This is a genomic window from Chryseobacterium gambrini (genome assembly GCF_900156825.1).
Taxonomy (GTDB): domain Bacteria; phylum Bacteroidota; class Bacteroidia; order Flavobacteriales; family Weeksellaceae; genus Chryseobacterium; species Chryseobacterium gambrini.
The window spans coordinates 144,818-166,319 of the sequence record NZ_FTOV01000011.1; the positions used below are offsets into that span (position 1 = coordinate 144,818).

A 21,502-nucleotide genomic window follows, 5' to 3' on the forward strand; every position below is an offset into this window, starting at 1 on the left:
TTCTTAATGACCACTGCCTTTTGTGATTTTGTCAAGATCAATTCCCTGAGATTTCAAAATTCCGCTTACTCTTATAGCATAGAAAGCAAGATAAGCAAAACAGATCACCCCTACAATATAACTGAAGTGAATATTGGTAAGATCTGCTACATATCCCTGAATAAGGCTTACAATTCCTCCTCCCATAATCATCATAATCAATAATCCTGAACCCTGATTGGTGTGTTTTCCCAAACCATTGATGGCTAAAGCGAAAATACATGGCCAAAGAGTAGAACAGAATAGTCCAACGCTTGTAAAAGCATATACAGAAACCATTCCTTCAGTAAACATACCGGTCAGTAAAGCGGTAATACCTGCAGCCGAGAAAATAAGAAGCATTCTCGCTGGATTTCCTTTACTCAAAATGTCACAGATAATCATTGCAATAATAATTAATCCGTAAACATAGAAATGAGACAGATCGTGTTTTGCAATTGCATTTACCAAAAGGAATACCCCAAAAGCAAGATAAGGAGCTAAGAATCTTAAAATCTTTTTAAATCCTGCACTTACGTCGAAAGCTTCAACAGCACCAGTCCAACGACCGATCATTAATGACGCCCAGTATAATGAAATATAAGGAGCGACATCTTTTGTTTCAAATCCTAAGCTTTTTTCCATATAAGCAGGAAGATTACTTGCAGTAGAAACTTCCACACCTACATAAACAAAGATGGCAATCATCCCTAAGATAAGCTGTGGATACTGCAGTGCAGACTTTCTGTGCTGTCCTTTTACGCTGTCATCCGTATCTTCGGTAATTGTTGGAGTAACTGCCGGAAGCGAAGAAAATTTAAGCATAATCGCAACCAGAACAAAGGCTGCTCCTAAAATAAGGTAAGGAATTTTTACACTTTCAACACTTGCATTATTATTCGATGCAGCTGCAGATCCGAAAATCGCAAAAGAAACAATCAGCGGACCGATTGTAGTTCCAAGATTATTGATTCCTCCTGCCATTGTTAATCTCTGAGAACCCGTTTCAGATGGTCCTACTTCGATAGCTAAAGGGTTGGCAACAATCTGCTGTAAAGAGAACCCCAATCCCACAATAAATAAACCGGAGATCATTAAAGGGAAAGAATGCATATTGGCAGCCGGATAAAACAGTAAAGTTCCTGCTGCAGAAATAAGAAGCCCGACAATAAGCCCGTTTTTGTAACCTATTTTATTCACCAGATCCTGCTTTAATCCCGCAGAGACCAGCATATAAATCAAAGAGCCCACTGTATATGCCACATAGAAGCATATCTGTACAAGCATACTTTCGGTTTGAGATAAATTAAAGGCTTTTTGAAAAACCGGGATCAAAATGTCATTACTTGCCGCCACAAATCCCCAGAAAAAAAATACAGTAACCAATGGGATAAATTGTCCCCAATTAGTTTGTTTAGAATAATTTGACATATTTGTTGAAAATTTCTGAAAACAAATATATATTATTTCTATTAATTATAGTGTTTTAACAATGTTTTTTTTATTGTCTCAAAAGCGGACGATTTAAGGTCTTTCGGTGATTCTGAAGGAATTAAAATTCCGTTGAAATAAACTTTTGCTTTACCGGGATAACCTTTGGAATTGTCAAACGGGAAAATTTCCTTTAATCCCACGAAAGTAAAGACCACAATAGGAGAGTTGTGTTTTGAAGAAAGCGTAAATGCACCATCTTTAAATTCATCCAGAATAATGGACGTGTCATCCGGAACACCGCCTTCCGGAAAAATGACGATGCTGTTTCCTTCTTCCATTTTTTCGGCGCATCTCCGGTAAACATCGGCGCGGCTTCTTGCGCTTTTACGGTCTACCATCACACAGATCCTTTTATAGATGGTTCCGAAAATCGGAATTTTTACCAGTTCTTTTTTTCCCACAAAGCAAACAGGATGATCTGCACACAAAATACACATCAGCATAATATCCATAATCGATGTGTGGTTAGATATGAAAACGTACTGTTGGTTTTTGTCTAATTTCTGATCAGAAAGCTTCGTAAGATCGTACCGCAGACCGATCCCGAAAAAAATACAGTAGCTCCACCATCGTACAAACCGGTAAGCATATTTATAATGGTTTTTATTGAATGATAAAATGTAAACCGGAATTCCGAAAAGGATGGTGAAGACAAATGCTAAAATCAGCATCCAGAATCTCCAGAGGTAATTTAAAACTTTCGTCACAGCCTATCCGTTAAAGATTACTTTTTTCTTGATGGAATAATTTAAAACCGAAACCAGCAGAATGGCAGCAATTTTACTGATCATTTCCGGACTCAGCGTATAAATAATCAAATCTATATTATCCTTAAATATATAACTGTAGAAAATCTGGAAAAAACCGAGACTTAATAAGGTTGAAATAAAAGAAACCATCATAAAATAGGCAAATTCTTTTCTTTTGGAATGCTTTCCTCTTTCGAAAACAAACCAGATGCTCAGAAAATAATTGGTGATGATTCCGCAGCTTGTAGAGAAAATATTACTCAGCGGATAATGGATCCCGTGGAAATTGGTTTCGCGCGGAAAAAACTGAGGAAGAGAAGTGCTGAAGAGTTTAAAACTCCCGATTTCCACAACCGCACTGAGTCCTCCTGCAATGATGAAGAACAAAACCTGTTTCTGACGTAGTATTAAATCTCTCATCCGATTTTTATGATATGCAAATTTATAATTATATGTTAAACCGGTAAAAAAAGATGTTAAATATTTTTTTAGATTCAAAATTATTTCTAAATTTAATTTTCAGAATGATGTAAACCTGACCTGATAATAAATTCATTTTCAACTATTTGTGTTGATGGTTTTTTCTATCTTGTAATGCGTGATTAGAAGCATACGATCAAAAATTTTTACGACCACATTTTAATAATATTTGTATGAAACGTCAAAACAAATACAGAAAATTCCAGCTTCAGCAACAAAATATTGAAGCTCTAGAAAGAGAAAATTCACGCTTCAAACGTGTCTATTCCGAATATGAAAATATGTCCAATGAACTTTGGAATCTTGAAAATGCAACAGACGAACCTGTTCCCGATGACTTCATCAATGCCATGATTCTTCAGACCTCTTATCTGGAAGATGAAATTGAAGACTGGCTGATCCGGTTTAACGATAAAAAGACGACAGACATAAAACAATAACAATGCATCTGAAAAAAAATTACTGAAAGAGAGCTTTACGAAATTAGTGAGCTCTCCTTTTATTTTGATGATGATTCTGTTTTTAGATCATACAAAAAAGGCAACAAACTTGCGATGCCACAAATAACACATATGTCATGTTCAGAATCCGTCATCTTACAAGATAAATTCATAATTTAGCATCCTTAAACTAAAATGTAAAATATGGTTGCTATTGTTGATAGTGGTTCTACAAAATCCGACTGGGTAATTTTGGACGATTTTAAAAAGGTCTTCCTGAAAACAGAAACCATTGGCTTCAACCCAAACTTCATCAACAAAGAACTTATTGTTCCTGAAATTGAAAAAAATACAAGCCTTACCACCGTTAAAAATTCGATTAAGAAAATCTTTTTTTATGGTTCAGGATGTGGTGTTCAGCAAAATTGTGATATCATTATAGAAGAGCTGGGCAAAGTATTCATTGGCGCAGAAATTATTGTTAAAGAGGATCTCACAGCAGCAGCTTATGCCGCTTACAGAGGAAAGCCCGCCATTGTTTGTATTTTGGGAACCGGTTCCAATTCTTGCTATTTTAACGGAGAAACCATTAAGATCCAGTTGCCTTCTCTCGGATTTCTTGTCGGAGACGAAGGAAGCGGAAGTGCGATCGGTAAACAACTGGTAAGAAGATTCTTTATGCAGAAACTTCCCGCAGATCTCTCATCGGAGTTTGAAGAAACGTATAAGCTGACTGTGGAGGAAGCTTTGAAAAACATGTATCACACTCCAAGACCCAATGCTTACTTAGCAGATTTCAACAAATTTGTAGTGGAAAGAAAAGATCATCCGTATTTACAGAAAATGGTGCATGAAGAAATGCTTAATTTTTTCGATTATCAGGTGCTTCCCTATGTAGAAGCCAAAGATGCCGAGATCAATTTCATCGGATCAATAGCCTATTATTACGAAGATGTTTTACGTTCTGCAGCGGCAGAGCTTAATCTTAATGTGGGACAGATTGTTCAGAAGCCTATCGAAAGTCTCGTAAGCTACCACATTCAATATATATTATAATTAAATAACAAAATTCATTATATGTCAAGTAAAACCCACCGCGACGAAAAGAACTTTAATCAGGCGGCTTTAGACTATCATAAAGCCGAACCTAAAGGTAAGATCGAAGTGATCCCTTCAAAACCACACTCATCTCAGAGAGATTTGTCTTTGGCGTATTCTCCGGGGGTTGCAGTTCCTTGTATGGAAATCCACGATAAGCCTGAAACGGTGTACGATTATACAGGAAAAGGAAATCTGGTAGCTGTTATTTCAAACGGTACCGCAGTTTTGGGTTTGGGAGATATCGGTGCAGAAGCTTCGAAGCCGGTAATGGAAGGGAAAGGTCTTTTATTCAAAATTTTTGCGGACATTAACGTTTTCGATATTGAAATCAACGAAAAAGATCCTGATAAATTCATAGAAATTGTAAAAGGTATTGCTCCTACTTTTGGAGGAATCAATCTGGAAGATATTAAAGCTCCGGAAGCATTTTATATCGAACAGAGACTCAAAGAAGAACTGGATATTCCTTTGATGCACGACGATCAGCACGGAACGGCGATCATTTCTGCAGCAGCATTAATCAACTCTCTTCAGATTGCGAATAAAAAGATCGAAGAAGTGAAAATGGTGGTGAACGGAGCAGGAGCAGCAGCCATTGCGTGTACCAACCTTTATATTTCTCTTGGTCTGAAAAGAGAAAACGTATTGATGTGCGACAGTAAAGGAGTGATTAACCACAAAAGAGAAAATCTTACTCCCGAAAAAATCGATTTTGTTGCTCAGACGGACATCGAAACATTGGAAGATGCCGTAAAAGGTTCAGACGTTTTCGTCGGATTATCAAAAGGAAATGTAATGACGCCGGAAATGTTGCTGAGCATGAATGAAAATCCTATCGTTTTTGCATTGGCAAATCCGGATCCGGAAATTGCGTACAATGTAGCCCTTGAAACCCGCAAAGATGTCATCATGGCAACAGGAAGAAGTGATTATCCTAATCAGGTTAATAACGTTCTCGGTTTCCCTTATATTTTCCGCGGAGCATTAGACGTTCAGGCAAAAGGAATTAATGAAGCAATGAAACTGGCGGCTGTTCATGCTATTGCAGATCTGGCAAAAGAGCCTGTTCCGGAGGCGGTAATTTTAGCGTATAATATTCAGAATCTGCAGTTCGGAAGAGAATATTTTATTCCAAAACCGTTTGATAACCGTTTAATTACAAAAGTATCCAGTGCGGTAGCAAAAGCAGCAGTAGAAAGCGGAATTGCCAGAAAAACAATCACCGATTTCGAAGAATACGAAAACAGCCTTCTCGACAGAATGGGAAGAGACGAGAAGCTGGTAAGAATGATGCAGAACCGTGCAAAAGCCAATCCGAAAAGAATTACTTTAGGAAATGCGGAAGAATATAACGTTCTGAAAGCGGCACAGATTCTATATGAAGAAGGAATTGCCTATCCGAGTCTTTTAGGAAATAAAAAATACATCAAGGAGCAGATGGAACATTTCGGGATCAATCTTGATATTCCGATTATTGATCCAAGCGACGACGATCAGAAAGAAAACAGAAAAAAATACAGAGAAACACTTTGGAAACTTCGCCAGAGAAAGGGAATGAACGAATACAAAGCAAAAAGATTCGTTCGCCAGAGAGATTATTTCGGTCCTTTAATGCTTAAACACGGCGATACAGACGGATTAATTGTTGGTTTCTCTAAAAATTATACCTCCGTTCTTAGACCAGTTTTAGAAGTAATTGAAAAAGATAAAGGAGTAGATAAAGTAGCGGCAATGATGATGATTTTGTCTGAAAAGAAACCAATTTTCTTCGCAGATACCTCCATCAATCAGAATCCTACAGCGGAAGATTTGGTAAATATTGCTAAAATGGCAGAATTTACCGTAAAATCTTTTGCCATCGAACCGAGAATCGCCATGCTTGGATTTGAAAACTTCGCAGCCATCTCCGAAACTTCAAAGAAAGTAGCAAAAGCAGTAAGCATCCTTCACGAAAAATATCCGAAAATGATCGTGGACGGAGAAATTCAGCCGGATTTTGCGATGAATTCAGATCACTTAAGCGATTATCCATTCTCAAAATTAGGAACAACGCCTGCCAATACATTCATTTTCCCGAATCTTGAAAGCGCCAACTTATCCTACAAGATCATCAGAGGAATGAAAGTAGCACAGGTAATCGGACCAATTTTGATGGGACTGAAACAGCCGGTTCACGTTTTACAGATGCGTTCAAGCGTAGATGAGATTGTAAACCTTGCAACCATTGCCGTTCTGGATGCCCAGAGAAGAGAGAAAAAAGATAAGAAATAATAAAAAATCTGTTCTTAAGATAGAAAGCAGTACACAAAATAACGGTGTACTGCTTTTTTTTGCGTCCTAATTTCACAATTTTGTGATATTAGGACAGGCAAATTTATATTTTGAAAATCTTTTGAAATACCTATGAATACTAGCTTTTCTAAGGGTAAAATAAATTGTAAAATACATTTTCAGAATTAATTATTTAAATATCTGTTCAACTGGTAGGTAAATTAAATACTTTAGGAGAACCAAAAATTACATTATGAAAAATTTCAAAAAACTTTCAAGAGAAAATTTAAGACAGATTGCAGGAGGCGGACCCGGAGGAAAGCCATTGCAGTCTCCGGACGGAGGATATTACTGCCTTCCTTCTCAGGGACAGTTATGTTTGGTAGGATGTACGCCCACCTGCATAAACGGAGCCTGCAACATCAGCATGTGTCTGGATATAAATCCGGTGTAGATTTTTGTAAAATTAAAGTAAGAAAATGAAACCTGTCCATTTGGATGGGTTTCGTTTTTTTTGAGAAATTATTGCATTTACAGTTAAAAATTAAGTTAAAAATCATTCGCGCGTGAAATGAAAACATAACTTAGTTTAAATTACTATATTTGGGAGTTATAAAAATTAATAATGATATTTTCACTTCAAGGCATTGTTCAGGAACTTACGCCTACTTACGCAGTAATCAACGTACAAGGAGTTGGTTACTATGTAGGTATCAGTTTAATGACCTCACAAACCCTCACAACCAATAAAGAAACTTTTCTTTTTATTCAGCAGATCATCAGGGAAGACGCTCATTTGCTATTCGGATTTAACACTCGTTCAGAGAAAGATATGTTCAATCTGTTAATAAGCGTTAATGGAGTAGGAGCTGTTTCAGCACTTATTTTACTGTCTACTTTAAGTCTTGATGAGATCGCTTCGGCAATCCTCTCAAAAAACAGCGCACTCATTCAGAAAGCCAAAGGAATCGGGGCAAAAACAGCCGAAAGAATCATTGTGGATCTTAAGGATAAAGTACAGAAATTCAGCAATCCCGAAGAAAACATTTCCACGTTTGCAAATAATAAAATCAAGGAAGAATCGTTATCTGCATTAGAAGTTTTGGGCATTCCTAAGCGAATGAGCGAGAAACTTGCGGATAAAATCATGAAGCAGGATCCTAATATTTCAGTAGAAGAGTTGGTAAAACAAATTTTAAAAAACATTTAACATTTGGTGGCGAATAATAAATATTTCAATATAATTCTGTTCCTGTCGTTTTTGCTTGTGTCTACATTTACATTTGCACAAAGGCGACCTGCAGCAAAGGTAAGCGATACCGCAATTATCAAAAAAGATTATCAGTTGGCAGATCCTACACAGTATGAAGCCTACTACGATATAAAAACAGGAATGTATTTCGTATATCCTAAAGTAGGAAATACCATAACAGGACAGCCGACTGCGATGTCTCCGGAAGATTACAAAGAGTTCATGATGGAAGCGCAGACGAAAGCTTACTATAAGGAAAAATCAGACCGTTACAGTCTCATGTTCCGGAAAGATAAAAGCGATGCGGCGAGAAAAGGTTTAATTCCTTCATTACAGATCAACAACAGGCTTTTTGAAACCATTTTCGGAAGCAATAAAATCGAAATCATTCCTTCCGGGTATGCTTCTTTCGATTTAGCCGGATTGTATCAGAAGATTGATAATCCATTGATTTTACCGCAAAACAGAAAGAGTTTTACGTTCGATATCGACCAGAGAATTCAGCTTGGTTTGTTGGGGAAAGTGGGAGAAAATCTTCAGTTAAAAGCCAATTATGACACCCAGAGCGGTTTCGCATTTGAGAACAGAATGAATCTTGTCTGGCAGGCAAAAGGAAGCTGGAAAGACCTTCAGCAGAAAGGTTTGCAGGATGTGGATAAGCCAAGTGCAGGAGGAGAGGACAAAATCATCAAAAGAGTAGAATTCGGTAACGTTAATATGCCGCTTTCCACCAGTCTCATCCGTGGTTCACAGTCTCTATTCGGGGTTAAAACAGAATTTCAGTTAGGTAAAACCTTCGGAACAGTCGTGCTTTCCCAACAACAGGGTGAAGCAAGGAATATTACGGTTCAGGGTGGCGGTGTCATGAATACATTTAAATTAAATGCAATTGATTACGAAGACAACCAGCACTACTTTTTAGGACATTATTTCTTAGATAAATATGACGGCGCCTTATTGAACTATCCTCAGATCAATTCGAAGATCAGCATTACAAGACTGGAAGTCTGGGTTCTGGATCAGGGGAACAGCAACTTACAGTACCAGAAAAGTATTGTCGGAATCAGAGATTTGGGGGATGCTTCCGGAGTTCTTCCCGATAACAATCAGCCGGGTTTCAACCTGTATTCCACGATTAACGGATTACCGGGTTTAAGAGATGCGAGTACCGCATACAATGCTATTAAAGGGCAAAACCTTCCTGTTGCAACCGGAGGTACAGAAGTTTATCAGGATGGTGAACACTTTATCTTTAATAAAAAAGCAAGACGATTAAATACCAATGAATATACTTTACAACCGCAGTTAGGATACATTTCATTAAATCAGAAACTGAACGATAATCAGCTTTTGGCGGTTTCTTTCTCCTATACGGTGAACGGAAGCAATCAGGTGTACAAAGTCGGGGAATTCTCCGAGGAAAGTACCGTTTTAATGGCGAAACTTCTGAAGCCGAATACAACGGTAAAAACAACTTCGCCGATGTGGAATCTGATGATGAAAAACATCTATTCTCTGGATGCTGGACAGGTTAATCATGACGGATTTATCCTGAACGTGTTATACAGAGATCCACAATCCGGAGGTAAAGTAAATTATCTTCCGGTTGCCAATAATCCACAGGTAAGCAATGTACCTTTAATTAAATTATTAAACTGGGACAGACTGAATGCGAACGGAGATTTGCAGAACAATGGAACTTCAACAGGAGACGGTATTTTCGACTTTGTTAACGGAATTACCATACGTCCGGAAACAGGAAGAGTGATCTTTACTAAAGTTCAGCCATTTGGAAGCTATATCCAGAATATAATCGGAAGTAACGATCCACAGTACGTGTATAATGATCTTTATACTTTACAAAAAACTGGTTCAAACAGTGCAGAATCAAGCAATTTATCTCAACGTTACACCATTGAAGGTCGTTATAAAGGTGTTCAGGGACAGGGGATTTCTCTGGGAGCTGTTAATGTTCCTCAAGGTTCCGTAAAAGTTTCGGCAAACGGAGTTCAGTTAACGGAAGGGATAGATTACACCGTAGATTATATGTTGGGAACCGTTACCATCATCAATGAGCAGGTAAAACAATCTGGACAGGCAATTAATATTTCACTGGAAAACCAGTTAACATTCAATACCCAGAGAAAGAGATTCATGGGCTTGAATTTAGAAAGAAGATTCAATGAACACTTTATCTTAGGAGGAACCGTTGTAAACTATTCCGAATCACCGCTTACTCAAAAAGTAAACTATGGTCAGGAAGCTGTTAATAATACAATGGCAGGAATCAATTTAATGTACAACAATCAGCTTCCGTTCCTCACGAGATTAACAGATAAAATACCTTTGGTAAATACAGAAGCACCTTCCAATCTGAATTTCAAAATGGAGGCAGCTTATTTACTTCCCGGGTTAAATAAAGGGATCAACGATCAGTCTTATATTGATGATTTTGAACAGACCACTTCAAAAATTACCTTAAAAGAACCTACAGCGTGGAATTTAGCTTCAAAGCCGGAAAAAAATCAATCAGATCCTTTATTTACAGGAGCAGGAAAAAATAATGACAGAACAGAAGGATATGGAAGAGGTTTGTTATCATGGTATAACATCGATCCAAGATTTTACGGTGTAGGAGGAAAAGCTCCGACAGGAATCACACCGCAGTCGGTTTCCAATCACGCTTCAAGAAGAGTTCAGTTCTCTGAAATTTATAATAACAGAGATTTTGTAGCAGGAGAACAGACGTATACCAATACTTTTGATATTTCGTATTATCCTGCAGAAAAAGGACCTTATAACTCAAACCCTAATACGGAAACTACTGCGCAAAGATGGGCAGGTATCATGAGACCGATTTCGGTTTCAAATTTTTCAAGTTCAAACATCGAATATGTTGAATTCTGGATGATGGATCCTTATGCAGACGGAAATACTTTGGGTACCAATCCAAAACTTTTACTGCATTTAGGAAACGTTTCTGAAGATATCCTTAAAGACGGACAGATGCAGTACGAAAACGGATTGCCAACGCCTTCAGCTCCTTCTACCACTACGGCTTCAAACTGGGGAACACAGCCAAAGCAGCCACCGATTCTTTATGCGTTCTCAAGTGAAGGCGCAGACAGAACCGCTCAGGATTTGGGGTATGACGGTTTAAGTTCGGATCAGGAAGCGGCATTGTTCGGAAATACATTCATCAATCCGGTTACCAATATTGCCGATCCTGCTGTAGATGATTTTGTATTCTACATGTCTGAAAAGTTCACAGGAACTCAGGCCTCATCTCTGGTTCAGCGATACAAATATTTCAGAAATCCGGAAGGAAACTCTCAGAGCAACACTTTAGAAGTGGCTTCACAGACTCCGGATGCGGAAGACATTAATAAGGATTACAACTTAGATCAGACGGAAAGCTACAACCAGTATGAGGTAAGCTTAACTCCGGGAAGCCTTACTTTAGGACAGAATAATATCGTAGACGTTAAAACAGTTCAGGCATCATTCCAGAATGGGCAGACTTCTCAGGTAAAATGGTATTTGTTCAGAATTCCGGTTTCCCAGTACGTAAATACGGCAGGAGATCATGATGCTTCTATTTTGAATAATGTAAGATTTGCAAGATTATTATTAACAGGTTTTGACCAGACTTCAACGTTAAGATTCGGAACCATGGATTTGGTGAGATCAGACTGGAGAAAATATCCTAAAAACATTGCCAATACAGGAAATTCAGGAGCTACGGATGAAGGGACAACCACTACAGATAACAATAACTTTGAGGTAGGGAGTGTAAATATTGAAGAAAATGCACTGAATCAGCCACCTTATGTTTTGCCTCCAGGAATCGACAGACAGATTTTAAGCGGTAATGCAGGTGCACAAAGACAGAATGAAGCTTCTTTATATTTAAAAACGACATCCCTTGCTCCATCTGAAGCAAGAGGTGTATTTAAAAATACCTCTCTGGATATGAGAAGATACAAAAAATTAAAACTTTTTGTACATGCTCATGATCCCAAAAACTCTGATTTGAATATTGGGCAAATTGATCCAAAAACTAAATTCTTCATCCGTTTGGGTAGTGATGCCACGGATAACTACTACGAATATGAATCCTCATTAAAGATTACTCCAGCGAATGCAACGGCTCCTATGGAAATCTGGCCGATGGAAAATGATGTGGATTTAAATATTCAGGATTTTGTTGATGCTAAAATAAGAAGAGATAAAAATCACCCTACGCAAATTGTACAAAGATTAAAAGATGAGGTTTTTGATCCGGGGAATACTTTTAAAAGTCTTTACATCAAGGGACGTCCAAGCTTAGGAAATATTACAACCATCATGATTGGTGTCAGAAACGGTTTTGATAGAGGGTCTTCCGGATCCGTAGCGCTCGACAGAATTCTTTGGGTAAACGAAATCCGTCTCTCTGAAATAGAAAATGACGGAGGGTATGCAGGAAATGCGAGCTTAAACTTCAATCTGGGAGATTTTGCAACCGTGAATACAAGTGCTTCTTATACTTCAGTAGGATTTGGAAACATTGATTCTAAACCAGCCGAGAGAAACCAGTCGACTCAGTCTGCATTCAGCATCAATACCGCAGTAAATGTAGATAAATTTTTACCTGAAAAAACAGGAGTTAAAATTCCGGTAAACTATTCTTATTCTCAGACTATTGAAGATCCGAAATACAATCCTCTGGATACGGATGTAGAGTTTAAGAAAGCAGCAAACAAAGAGCAGCTTAAAAAAGTAGCTAGAACTTATACACAGCAAAGAAGCATCGGCGTTGTGAATATGCATAAAGAAAGAATGAATCCGAACAGGAAACCTAAGTTCTACGATATCGAAAACGTATCGGTAACGGCGGTTTACAACGACGATTATTACAGAGATATTTATACCAAGAAAAATTACAGACAGTATCTGAGAGGGTATGTAGATTACAACTACACATTCAAACCTTGGGTAATCCGTCCGTTCAATAAAATGATCAGCGATACGGCGAAGTCTACGAAATATCTGAGATGGGTAAAAGAGTTTAACTTTAATCCTGTTCCTACAAGATTCTCTTTCAGAACTGAAATCGACAGAAATTACAACGAGTTGCAGTTCAGAAATATCGATGCCATCCTTACAGGAAACTATGGTGATGACTTTGCAGCGATTAAAAACAGAAACTTCTATTTCGGATGGCAGTATGGGTTAGGATTTAATTTTACAAAATCTTTAAAATTGGAAATTAACTCTGCAACCAGAACATTGAATGACAATGTGGACGTTAATACAATGGACAACAGTTCTATTTTCGGAAATGTATTAAGAGCGGGTAGACCTGTGCTGTATAACCACAGAGTTCAGTTAAACTATAAGTTACCGTTCCTGTATCTGCCATATCTCGATTTCATCGATGCGGAATTAGGTTACGGATTTACCTACAACTGGAATGCAAGATCTACAGTGTTACTGGCAAGTCCGGACGGAAGCTTAGGTTCGGTAGGGCAGAATACCAATGTTATTCAGGCAACCGGAACGGCAGATTTCACGAAGTTCTTTGGGCAGTTTAAGTATTTCAAAAATATTTCGGCAAAATTGCAGAAACGTAAACAGGAAATAGATTCATTAAACAATGCTTATACGCAACAGTGGGAGAAAAACAGATATGCTTATAAAAGATATAAATTCAAAAACAGACTGACTCCGCTTCAGAGCATGGCGTATTTATTAACATCCATGAAGCAGTTAGATATCAATTATTCTGAAAACAACGGAACAGTGCTTCCTGGATTATTATCGGCTCCGAACTGGTATGGTTACGGACAGACTTTGGGAGGTCCAACCATCGGGTTCCTTTTCGGATCTCAGGCAGACATCAGAAGAACGGTAATGGAAAACGGATGGGTAAGTGATTCAGAATTTATGACAGATCCTTATGTACGAATGTCGACACGCGAGCTACGGGCTAATTTGCAGGTTATGCCGATGAATGATCTCAGAATAGACATCAGTGCACTGCATAATTATAACCGAAACTTTACCCATACAGGATTTAATTACAGAGATCCGAATACGGGAGTTGCCAATCCGAACTACACATTTGCAAATGATTTGGTAACCTATTCCAACTCGGTTGTTTTATTAAAGACAGCATTCAAAGACGGAGCGGCAATTTATCAGGCAATAAGACAGAATGCACAGGCTTTATCTCAGCAGAAGCAGGGCGCTTTAGAGCCAAACGGATTCAAAGACGGTTATGGAATTTCAAATGCCTATATTTTGATTCCTGCATTCAGAGCTGCGGTGGAAGGAAAAACAGTAAAAGAAATGACCAACCCTAAAAAGGCAGGACTTCCGATTCCAAACTGGAAGATTACTTATTCAGGGTTGAGAAATATCCCGATCATCAACGGACAATTCTCCAAGTTTGATCTTTTGCATTCTTATCAGGCGACTTATACAGCAACAGGAATTCAGTCGAGTATCGATTATTTCAACAGTCTTAATGCTTACGATGCAACACAGAGAGATATTAATGACGATTATATCAATCCGTTCACTTTTGCTCAGGTAGGTTACGTAGAAAACTTCTCACCTCTGATCGGAGTAGACATGACGATGAGGAACAACATTCAGTTGGGTATTCAGTACAACAGATTAAGAACATTGTTACTCGGATTGGTAAACCATACCTTAACAGAAGATTCAAACAGCGAATATGTAGTGAGAGTAGGATATATCATCAGAAATTTCAGATTAGGAATGACGAATGTGAGAGGACGAGGAAAAGCAAAAGGAAGTGACCTGAACATCAGAGGAGATTTCTCGCTGAGAGACAGCAAAACGAGCATCACCAACATTTTACTGGATGATTCTCAGGTTACAGGAGGTCAGAGATTGATGAACATTAAAGTCTCAGCAGATTATAATGTATCACAGAACCTTAATCTTAGAGTATTCTATGAGCAGATGACTTCTAAATATAAAATCTCAACAGCCTTCCCGTTGTCAACAATCAGAGCAGGTATTTCTGCCACGTTTACATTCGGAGACTCAGGCGGTTTCTAATTAGAACGAAAATAAATTTAAATGTCCTTCAGCTTTTGAGGGACATTTTTTATATCCGATATTTGAACCTTCTGGAATTTTATTTATATTTGTTAAAACTAATTAAATGAAGCAAAATTTCTATAAGATTTCCCATTTCTATCTTATTTCCTAAACTAAATTTCAATCAAACTAAACTTCAATCAAATTAAACTTTTACATTTAAAATCGTGAAAGATTTATTTTGATATTTATTAAAATAATATATAATTAATTATGAGAAAATCTTTATTTGTCTGCGCTGTGCTAATTTGCGCTAATATTTTTGGACAGACATTAACAGAAAAGCAGATGGTAAATGCAAGAGCAACCGGGTACGGAATAATAGCTGCAAAAAATCCTGGAGTACAGTTTTCCGTTTTTGTAATTCCTTGGGATGGTGTAAATACATTAGAATATAATGCGAATAATCAAATAAATAACAGTTGGCATGCTCAAGCTGTTGTTAAGGGGAATTATTTTACTCAACAATTTGATGGTAATGACTTCACGCAATATAGCTCAGTTATAACCAGTCAAACTGAATTTGATTTACATAAATCTAATGGAACTCAGTGGTGGATTATTTGTAGCACTTTGCCATCATTTAGTTCTACAATTACTTCTAATGTTGATTCTGGAAATGTTGGTATAGGAACATCTATTCCTGTGAGTAAGTTAGATTTAGGGGCAAATTTTTCTAATCCTTCTGATTTTCCTAATAAAATAGCACTATGGTCATCAGGATCAAACAATTATTTTGGTTTTGGAGTAAGTGCGGGAAGCTTAGATTATTTTTCCCAAGGACAACATCGTTTTTTTGTTGGATATAATGGATCACCCGGACAGGAAGTATTAATACTCAAACCAAACGGTAACGCTGCTCTTCAAGGAAAGTTTGAAGCAAAAGAGATAAAAGTTACTCTTACACCTACTGCAGATTTTGTATTTGCTGAAGATTATAAACTTCCCAAGCTAGAAGATGTTGAAAAACATATTAAAGAAAACAAGCATTTGCCGGAAATTGCTTCTGCTAATCAAATGGAAAAAGAAGGGGTAAATGTAGGTGAGTTTCAGATTAAGCTTTTACAAAAAATAGAAGAATTAACGTTATATACAATAGAGCAGAATAAACAATTGAAGAAGCAAGCAGAAGAAATTGAGAAATTAAAAAAGAATTTTAAAACTAAATAATGAAAGTTATGAAATATTTAATTATAGCTTTTTTATTCTGTTTAAATTTTGTAAAATCTCAAGTGGGTGACAGCGGATATCCGTTTTTATTTGAAAAGCTATCTCTTCAAAACCGTATGCCGAGAGAAGAATATATAAATGCTTCTCATGATATTGTTCCTCTGTCACAATTAAAAGAAAATATAAAAACATTTGAAATTCAAGGGTTCAATAATCAGCAGATAACAACTGAAGTTTCTCAATTAAATGATAAAGAATATATCAATCAGAATATTTACGGGAAAGTTTTCAAACAGGAAATTGACATTTCAGATGACAGCAACAGAATTGAATATGATGGAAGATATTATTATTTATATAAAATAACTTCTTCAGAAGCAAAAGCATTGCAAATTTATTTTAAAAAATATCTTTTAACACAGGATAGTAAGCTTTTCTTTTATGCGGATAACGGATTTATATTAGGAGAATTTAATAATAAAAATAATCCGTCTGGTCAAGACCAAGGATTAGAATTTGGGATACAGCCTATACCAGGAAATACATTTTATATTGAGCTTTCGTATCCGGTAGGTAGTACAGACAAACCGGTGCTCATAGCGGATAAAATCATTCACTCTTTCACCGAGTTTTATGGTGGAGCATACGGTACCGCAGGTAACTGCCATAAAAATATAGCATGTGACAATGGGTCGTCTACAGATAGATTTAGAAATATCAAGTCTGTAGGTTTGATGCTTTATCCGATTTATCAGTCAGGAACAAACACGCACAACTATTCAGCAAGTTGTTCTGGAAATTTGATGAACAATACTGCTCAAAATGGAGAACCTTACTTTTTAACAGCTGCACATTGCATAGGATATGAAGCTGCCAATAGTAATGCGAATTGGAGTAACGAATTAATTACTTTATTTAATTATGAAGCTTTAACTTGTGCAAGTAATGGTTCAAATGCTCCCTATCAATTATCAAATAATTCTGTTTTAGGTTGTACATTATTGACTCAAAGTTCATTTAATGTTAATGATTACGCTTTGTTAAAACTTAATGGTTCAGCAAATGCATTAGCACAATATAGAGTTTGCTATGCAGGATGGGATAATAATCCAAACGCATATTCGGTAAATCCGACTAACTCATATGGAGTGCATCATCCACAGGGAGATACAAAAAAAATATCTTATGTTAATAGTATATATCCGGTAATGGGGTATAATTCAACGGTACTATCAGGATCATTTGGATATTATAGTATGGGATTATCACAAAATTCCCAAGGAAATTTTTTACAAAATTCATGGAGAAGTGGTATAGTAGAGAAAGGATCTTCAGGATCTCCATTATTTAACAGTTTTGACAGATTGGTAGGATCCCTGTCAGTAGGTCCTGATCCAAGTAAATTTAATTGTGATGCTCCTAATATTTATAATTCAACCGGCCCTACATTTTATACATATTATTCAAGGTTTTCGAATAATTATTATACCATGTCTCCATGGTTAAATCCCAATGGGGCAAATGTGCAGTCAATAGGACCATATTGTCCAAATAATTCTCTTCTGATAGGTTCACCTGCGCCGCCAATAACCGTTGTTTTTCCTCCTACTAATCCGCCAACAGGAACCACTTGGGAAGAAGAGCCAGTTGATTTAAATGGTGAAAGAGTTCATCCTTCCAATACATGGGGAAAAAAAATATATTTAAATCAAAATGCTCCTCAGCAGCCTGACAACAAATATTATTTTTATCAATCTGTAATTCCAAATAATAAAAATATATTTGCGGTTAGTGAAAATTTATATCAATTATTTTACCCTAATGTTCTTAATAATTTATCTAATTTGAAGCTTTGGGGAATTTATAAAATAATCGATTGTAATAAACTTAAATATATTAAGCCAGCTCAAATTACCATGAAAAACCCGGGAAGTATTGGAGTACTAAATGATACATATCTTGTTGATGTGGTTGGTATTACAGAAAACAGAGTTCACATTCTTGTTCAGGAAACTAGATATTTGAACCCCGGATTTAATACAACTTCTGAGCTTCAGTCATATAAAATCGTGAATAATGAGCTTGTATTTGAAAGCTATTTGACCTTATTTTATAACCAACAAAACAAAGTCTTCTTTAATAACTATTATAGTTTTGATAATGGACATTTAATATTAAACAAATCAAATTCATTGTATTCATGCTTTTATAATGAGCAAAATGGAGTTTGGACTATGAATAGTACTCCTATTTCTTATGGAGTATCACCTTCTGTTAAAATAATTGGAAGTAAAGTTTTTGTACAGCCTTATGGACAAAATAAGCTTGATATCTATAATTTAGCTTCAAACTCACCAAGTATAAATTTACAGTCTTCACTGTCAAATATTTTCTTGTCAAATCCGAGTGGCGTATCAATATTTGAAAAGGCTAGCAATCAGTACAATGTTATTTATAGAAAAGGAGACACATATAATGCAGTCTATGAAATGATGCAATTAAACTTATCTAATAATTCAGCGACTCATTTAGTTATGCCTTTAGATTTTAAAAATGTACCTTATTCAGGTGCATATAGGACTGATTTTATAATGAGAGGTAACGAAATTATAAAACTAAATAAGATGGCATGGGCATCAAACCCAGGAGGTGAATATCCTAATTATCAGTATATAAATTTTAAAACTGATACTAATGGAAATTGGCTGAAAGATAAAGTGAATTATTTTAAATGGTCAGAAATGGGTGGATTTAATAATCAATATATTATAAGTAATGATCTTGTTTATGGTAACACTTCTTATGGTATACGTAGAGTATTTAGTATAAGAGAGGTCGATTATTTGGCACATCCATACACCATGTATGATAATTCAACAGTATACTCTGCAGCTTATCATCGTCCTAAAAACTTAACTAATGATGCATTCGATCATGGGATTTTAAATGGAAAAAAAGTTTTTGATAATCTAATACTGAATAATGTCAGTAATTTTTTATTCAGAGCTCTTAATACAACTCCGTCTTATCTTCTCTCCGATTATAATACAAGAACCTATGATGTGAAAACAGTCATCCTTGATAATAAAACACAACCACTCTCAGGGAATAAAGATGTATATGTCTATAGCAAATATTCTGTAGATATGAAGCCTGGTTTTTCTGTTTCATCTTCTTCAGGAGTAGAGTTTCATGCTATACCTCAACAAGTATTTCCGAATGATCTACCTAGTTGTTCACTTACGTTTGAGGATATGCTTAATCCTCAACTAACAGAGATACCAAGTGAATTAATATATATGAAACAAGGAAATCCTAATTTAAAGGATAAGCCATACTATGGAGAAATTGTTCTTAATGATTCTAGTTTAAATCGTGAGATTATTATAGACCGTGAAGTAAAATTATATCCAAATCCAACTAAGGACATATTAAATATAGATTTTAATGGAAGAAATTTCAAAACATTAGAAGTTTATTCTATTGATGCCAAGAAAATAATAACCAAAGATGTATCAACCATAAATTTTGTTGAAATAAATCTCTCAGCATATCCTTCGGGTATTTACATGGTTAATTTAATAGATGTAAATGGTAAGATATATCCTAATAAGGTTATAAAAAAATGATAGTTTTATAAAAGAAATCGCTGCTATAGCAGCGATTTCTTATTTTGGTTCAAAATTTAAAGAAGATCATTATGAAAGCTTTGAACCTTCTGGAATTTTGAATACATTTGTACAAATAAAAAATTAAAAATGAACACACCATCAGAATTAAAGTACACGAAAGATCACGAATGGATCAAGATTGAAGGAAATGTTGCTACAATCGGTATTACAGACTTCGCACAGGGAGAACTGGGAGATATCGTTTATGTAGATGTAGACACTGTAGATGATGATCTTGAAGGAGGTGCCGTTTTCGGAAGTGTAGAAGCTGTAAAAACAGTTTCAGATCTATTCTTGCCTATCTCAGGAAAAGTGATCGAATTCAACTCAGAATTGGAAGACCAGCCGGAATTGTTAAATTCAGATCCTTATGGAAACGGATGGATCATCAAATTAGAAGTTGCTGAAGGTGCAGATCATTCAGAATTACTTTCTGCGGAAGAATATCAGGCAATCATTGGATAAGATTTCAAAAATATTCAGTAAGATATTGCCCATTTATTGGGCATTTCTTACTTATATGCTTCTCAGACCGGGAGAAGAAAACCATGAGTATTGGTTCATGTTCAGCGGTATTGACAAGATTTTGCATCTAAGCATTTTTGCGGCATTAGGTTTCTTTTTCATTGCCGCTTTTCCAAAAATCAGATTTTACTATTTCATCCAGATCATTCTGCTGTATGCATTTCTTACCGAGATCCTTCAGGAAGAAATGGGATTGGGAAGATCAATGGAAACCTTAGATATCGTTGCCGATACTGTAGGCTGTCTCATCGGATACTATATATATAAGTTCTTGGAAAAACGATTTCTTTAATTGCGAAAAAATTTTTCAGTGGTCATGAAGGGGACCAAAGCGACGAAGCAATATCAAAAAAATATCATCTTCATTTTAAAAATTCTTCCTCATTAATAAACTTTCTTTTACAAGGAGCTATTTCCCGCTATCCACTTTATCTTTTGGGTTACGGGCTCCGCTTCGCTCCGCCCGCAACCCAAAAGGATGCCGTTTCTATCGGGGCTAGGAATTTCAGAAGCCTTACTAAGATACCGGCAGACTTTCATTTGTAGGTGCATAAAGAGATACTAATCTTACATCGGATTTTTAAATACATATATAGCAAAGAAAAAAAACTGTCTAAAAGCCATTAATTGAATATTTCAGAATTTTGTTTCTAAATCTTCAGTGTATATTCTTAATGACATTCTGGATACATTCTCTTTTTCATTTATAGATAATCTCCTTGCTTTCTCAATAAACTCTCTCCTCTCCAACACTTCCCCTCAAGCCCATCCATTTTTCTCTCAAATCCACGAAACTCCGGTTCAAAATCCAATCTTTCCACTCCTTATCCAATGTTTTCACGGAGTAAAAAACTTTAATCGAGTAATGTGGAAAACTATGGATAACCATTTAAAATCAAATAAACCAGTGTTTTAGGATTCAAAGTTACCCACAATAAGCATTCTAGTGTAAATATTATGTTAAATATATTTGGAAGAGCGGGCTTAAAGTCTCTATCTTTGCGGCACTGAAAAACGAAAGAGGATCAGTAAGCGGAGACGAGCTTTTAGATAAGCGATATACTTTAATAAAAACGCCTGGATAATACTTTTATAAGGTATTAAAAGGATACGGATCGGAGATATTTTATTTTAAATTAATTTAGAAAAAACTTAAAATAAAACTTGCTCAGAATAAAAAGATTTGTATCTTTGCAGTCCCTAAACGGGGAAGCG

Annotated in this window: 13 protein-coding genes; 10 read left to right on the forward strand and 3 right to left on the reverse strand. The window is 36.2% G+C overall.

The window, feature by feature from the left end; translation table 11 throughout:
- Nucleotides 1–3: 3 nt before the first annotated feature.
- Genes BW951_RS17465 through BW951_RS17475 form a run of 3 tightly spaced genes read right to left on the reverse strand, consistent with a single transcriptional unit; the run spans nt 4 to nt 2,681 of the window.
- Nucleotides 4–1,449, reverse strand: a complete 1,446-nt coding sequence (locus BW951_RS17465) for an MFS transporter (protein WP_076395237.1) — start codon at nt 1,447–1,449, stop codon at nt 4–6.
- Between the two features lie 41 nt (nt 1,450–1,490).
- Nucleotides 1,491–2,219 carry a lysophospholipid acyltransferase family protein gene (locus BW951_RS17470; RefSeq protein WP_228427559.1) on the reverse strand — a complete coding sequence of 243 codons (729 nt, stop codon included), beginning with the start codon at nt 2,217–2,219 and terminating at the stop codon, nt 1,491–1,493.
- Nucleotides 2,220–2,222: 3 nt separating this feature from the next.
- Nucleotides 2,223–2,681, reverse strand: coding sequence for a GtrA family protein (locus tag BW951_RS17475; protein ID WP_076395241.1), 459 nt, complete (start codon nt 2,679–2,681; stop codon nt 2,223–2,225).
- 233 nt (nt 2,682–2,914) lie between these two features.
- Between BW951_RS17475 and BW951_RS17480 the strand changes: the two genes are divergently transcribed.
- The 10 genes from BW951_RS17480 (at nt 2,915) to BW951_RS17525 (ending at nt 20,579) form a co-directional block, all read left to right on the forward strand.
- Entirely contained in the window at nt 2,915–3,181 is a 267-nt protein-coding gene (locus BW951_RS17480; RefSeq protein WP_076395243.1) for a hypothetical protein, read from the forward strand.
- Nucleotides 3,182–3,385: 204 nt separating this feature from the next.
- Nucleotides 3,386–4,237: an ATPase gene (locus BW951_RS17485; protein WP_076395245.1), complete on the forward strand. Its 852-nt coding sequence runs from the start codon at nt 3,386–3,388 to the stop codon at nt 4,235–4,237.
- Between the two features lie 21 nt (nt 4,238–4,258).
- Nucleotides 4,259–6,553: an NADP-dependent malic enzyme gene (locus BW951_RS17490; protein WP_076395247.1), complete on the forward strand. Its 2,295-nt coding sequence runs from the start codon at nt 4,259–4,261 to the stop codon at nt 6,551–6,553.
- A 253-nt stretch (nt 6,554–6,806) separates the two neighbouring features.
- Complete coding sequence (locus BW951_RS17495; protein ID WP_076395249.1) at nt 6,807–7,007, forward strand: bacteriocin-like protein; 201 nt, start codon at nt 6,807–6,809, stop codon at nt 7,005–7,007.
- A gap of 171 nt (nt 7,008–7,178) precedes the next feature.
- Nucleotides 7,179–7,763, forward strand: coding sequence for a Holliday junction branch migration protein RuvA (gene ruvA / locus BW951_RS17500; RefSeq protein WP_076395252.1), 585 nt, complete (start codon nt 7,179–7,181; stop codon nt 7,761–7,763).
- A 6-nt stretch (nt 7,764–7,769) separates the two neighbouring features.
- The gene (sov, locus tag BW951_RS17505) at nt 7,770–14,879 is read left to right on the forward strand and encodes a T9SS outer membrane translocon Sov/SprA (RefSeq protein ID WP_175608843.1); all 7,110 of its coding nucleotides are present in this window, start codon (nt 7,770–7,772) and stop codon (nt 14,877–14,879) included.
- A gap of 255 nt (nt 14,880–15,134) precedes the next feature.
- Nucleotides 15,135–16,091 (forward strand): hypothetical protein, encoded by a 957-nt coding sequence (locus BW951_RS23065; RefSeq protein WP_139326201.1) that lies wholly within the window; start codon nt 15,135–15,137, stop codon nt 16,089–16,091.
- 8 nt (nt 16,092–16,099) lie between these two features.
- Complete coding sequence (locus BW951_RS17515; protein ID WP_175608844.1) at nt 16,100–19,720, forward strand: T9SS type A sorting domain-containing protein; 3,621 nt, start codon at nt 16,100–16,102, stop codon at nt 19,718–19,720.
- A gap of 129 nt (nt 19,721–19,849) precedes the next feature.
- The gene (gcvH, locus tag BW951_RS17520) at nt 19,850–20,227 is read left to right on the forward strand and encodes a glycine cleavage system protein GcvH (protein ID WP_076395258.1); all 378 of its coding nucleotides are present in this window, start codon (nt 19,850–19,852) and stop codon (nt 20,225–20,227) included.
- A 25-nt stretch (nt 20,228–20,252) separates the two neighbouring features.
- Entirely contained in the window at nt 20,253–20,579 is a 327-nt protein-coding gene (locus tag BW951_RS17525; protein ID WP_256041052.1) for a VanZ family protein, read from the forward strand.
- Nucleotides 20,580–21,502 lie beyond the last annotated feature (923 nt).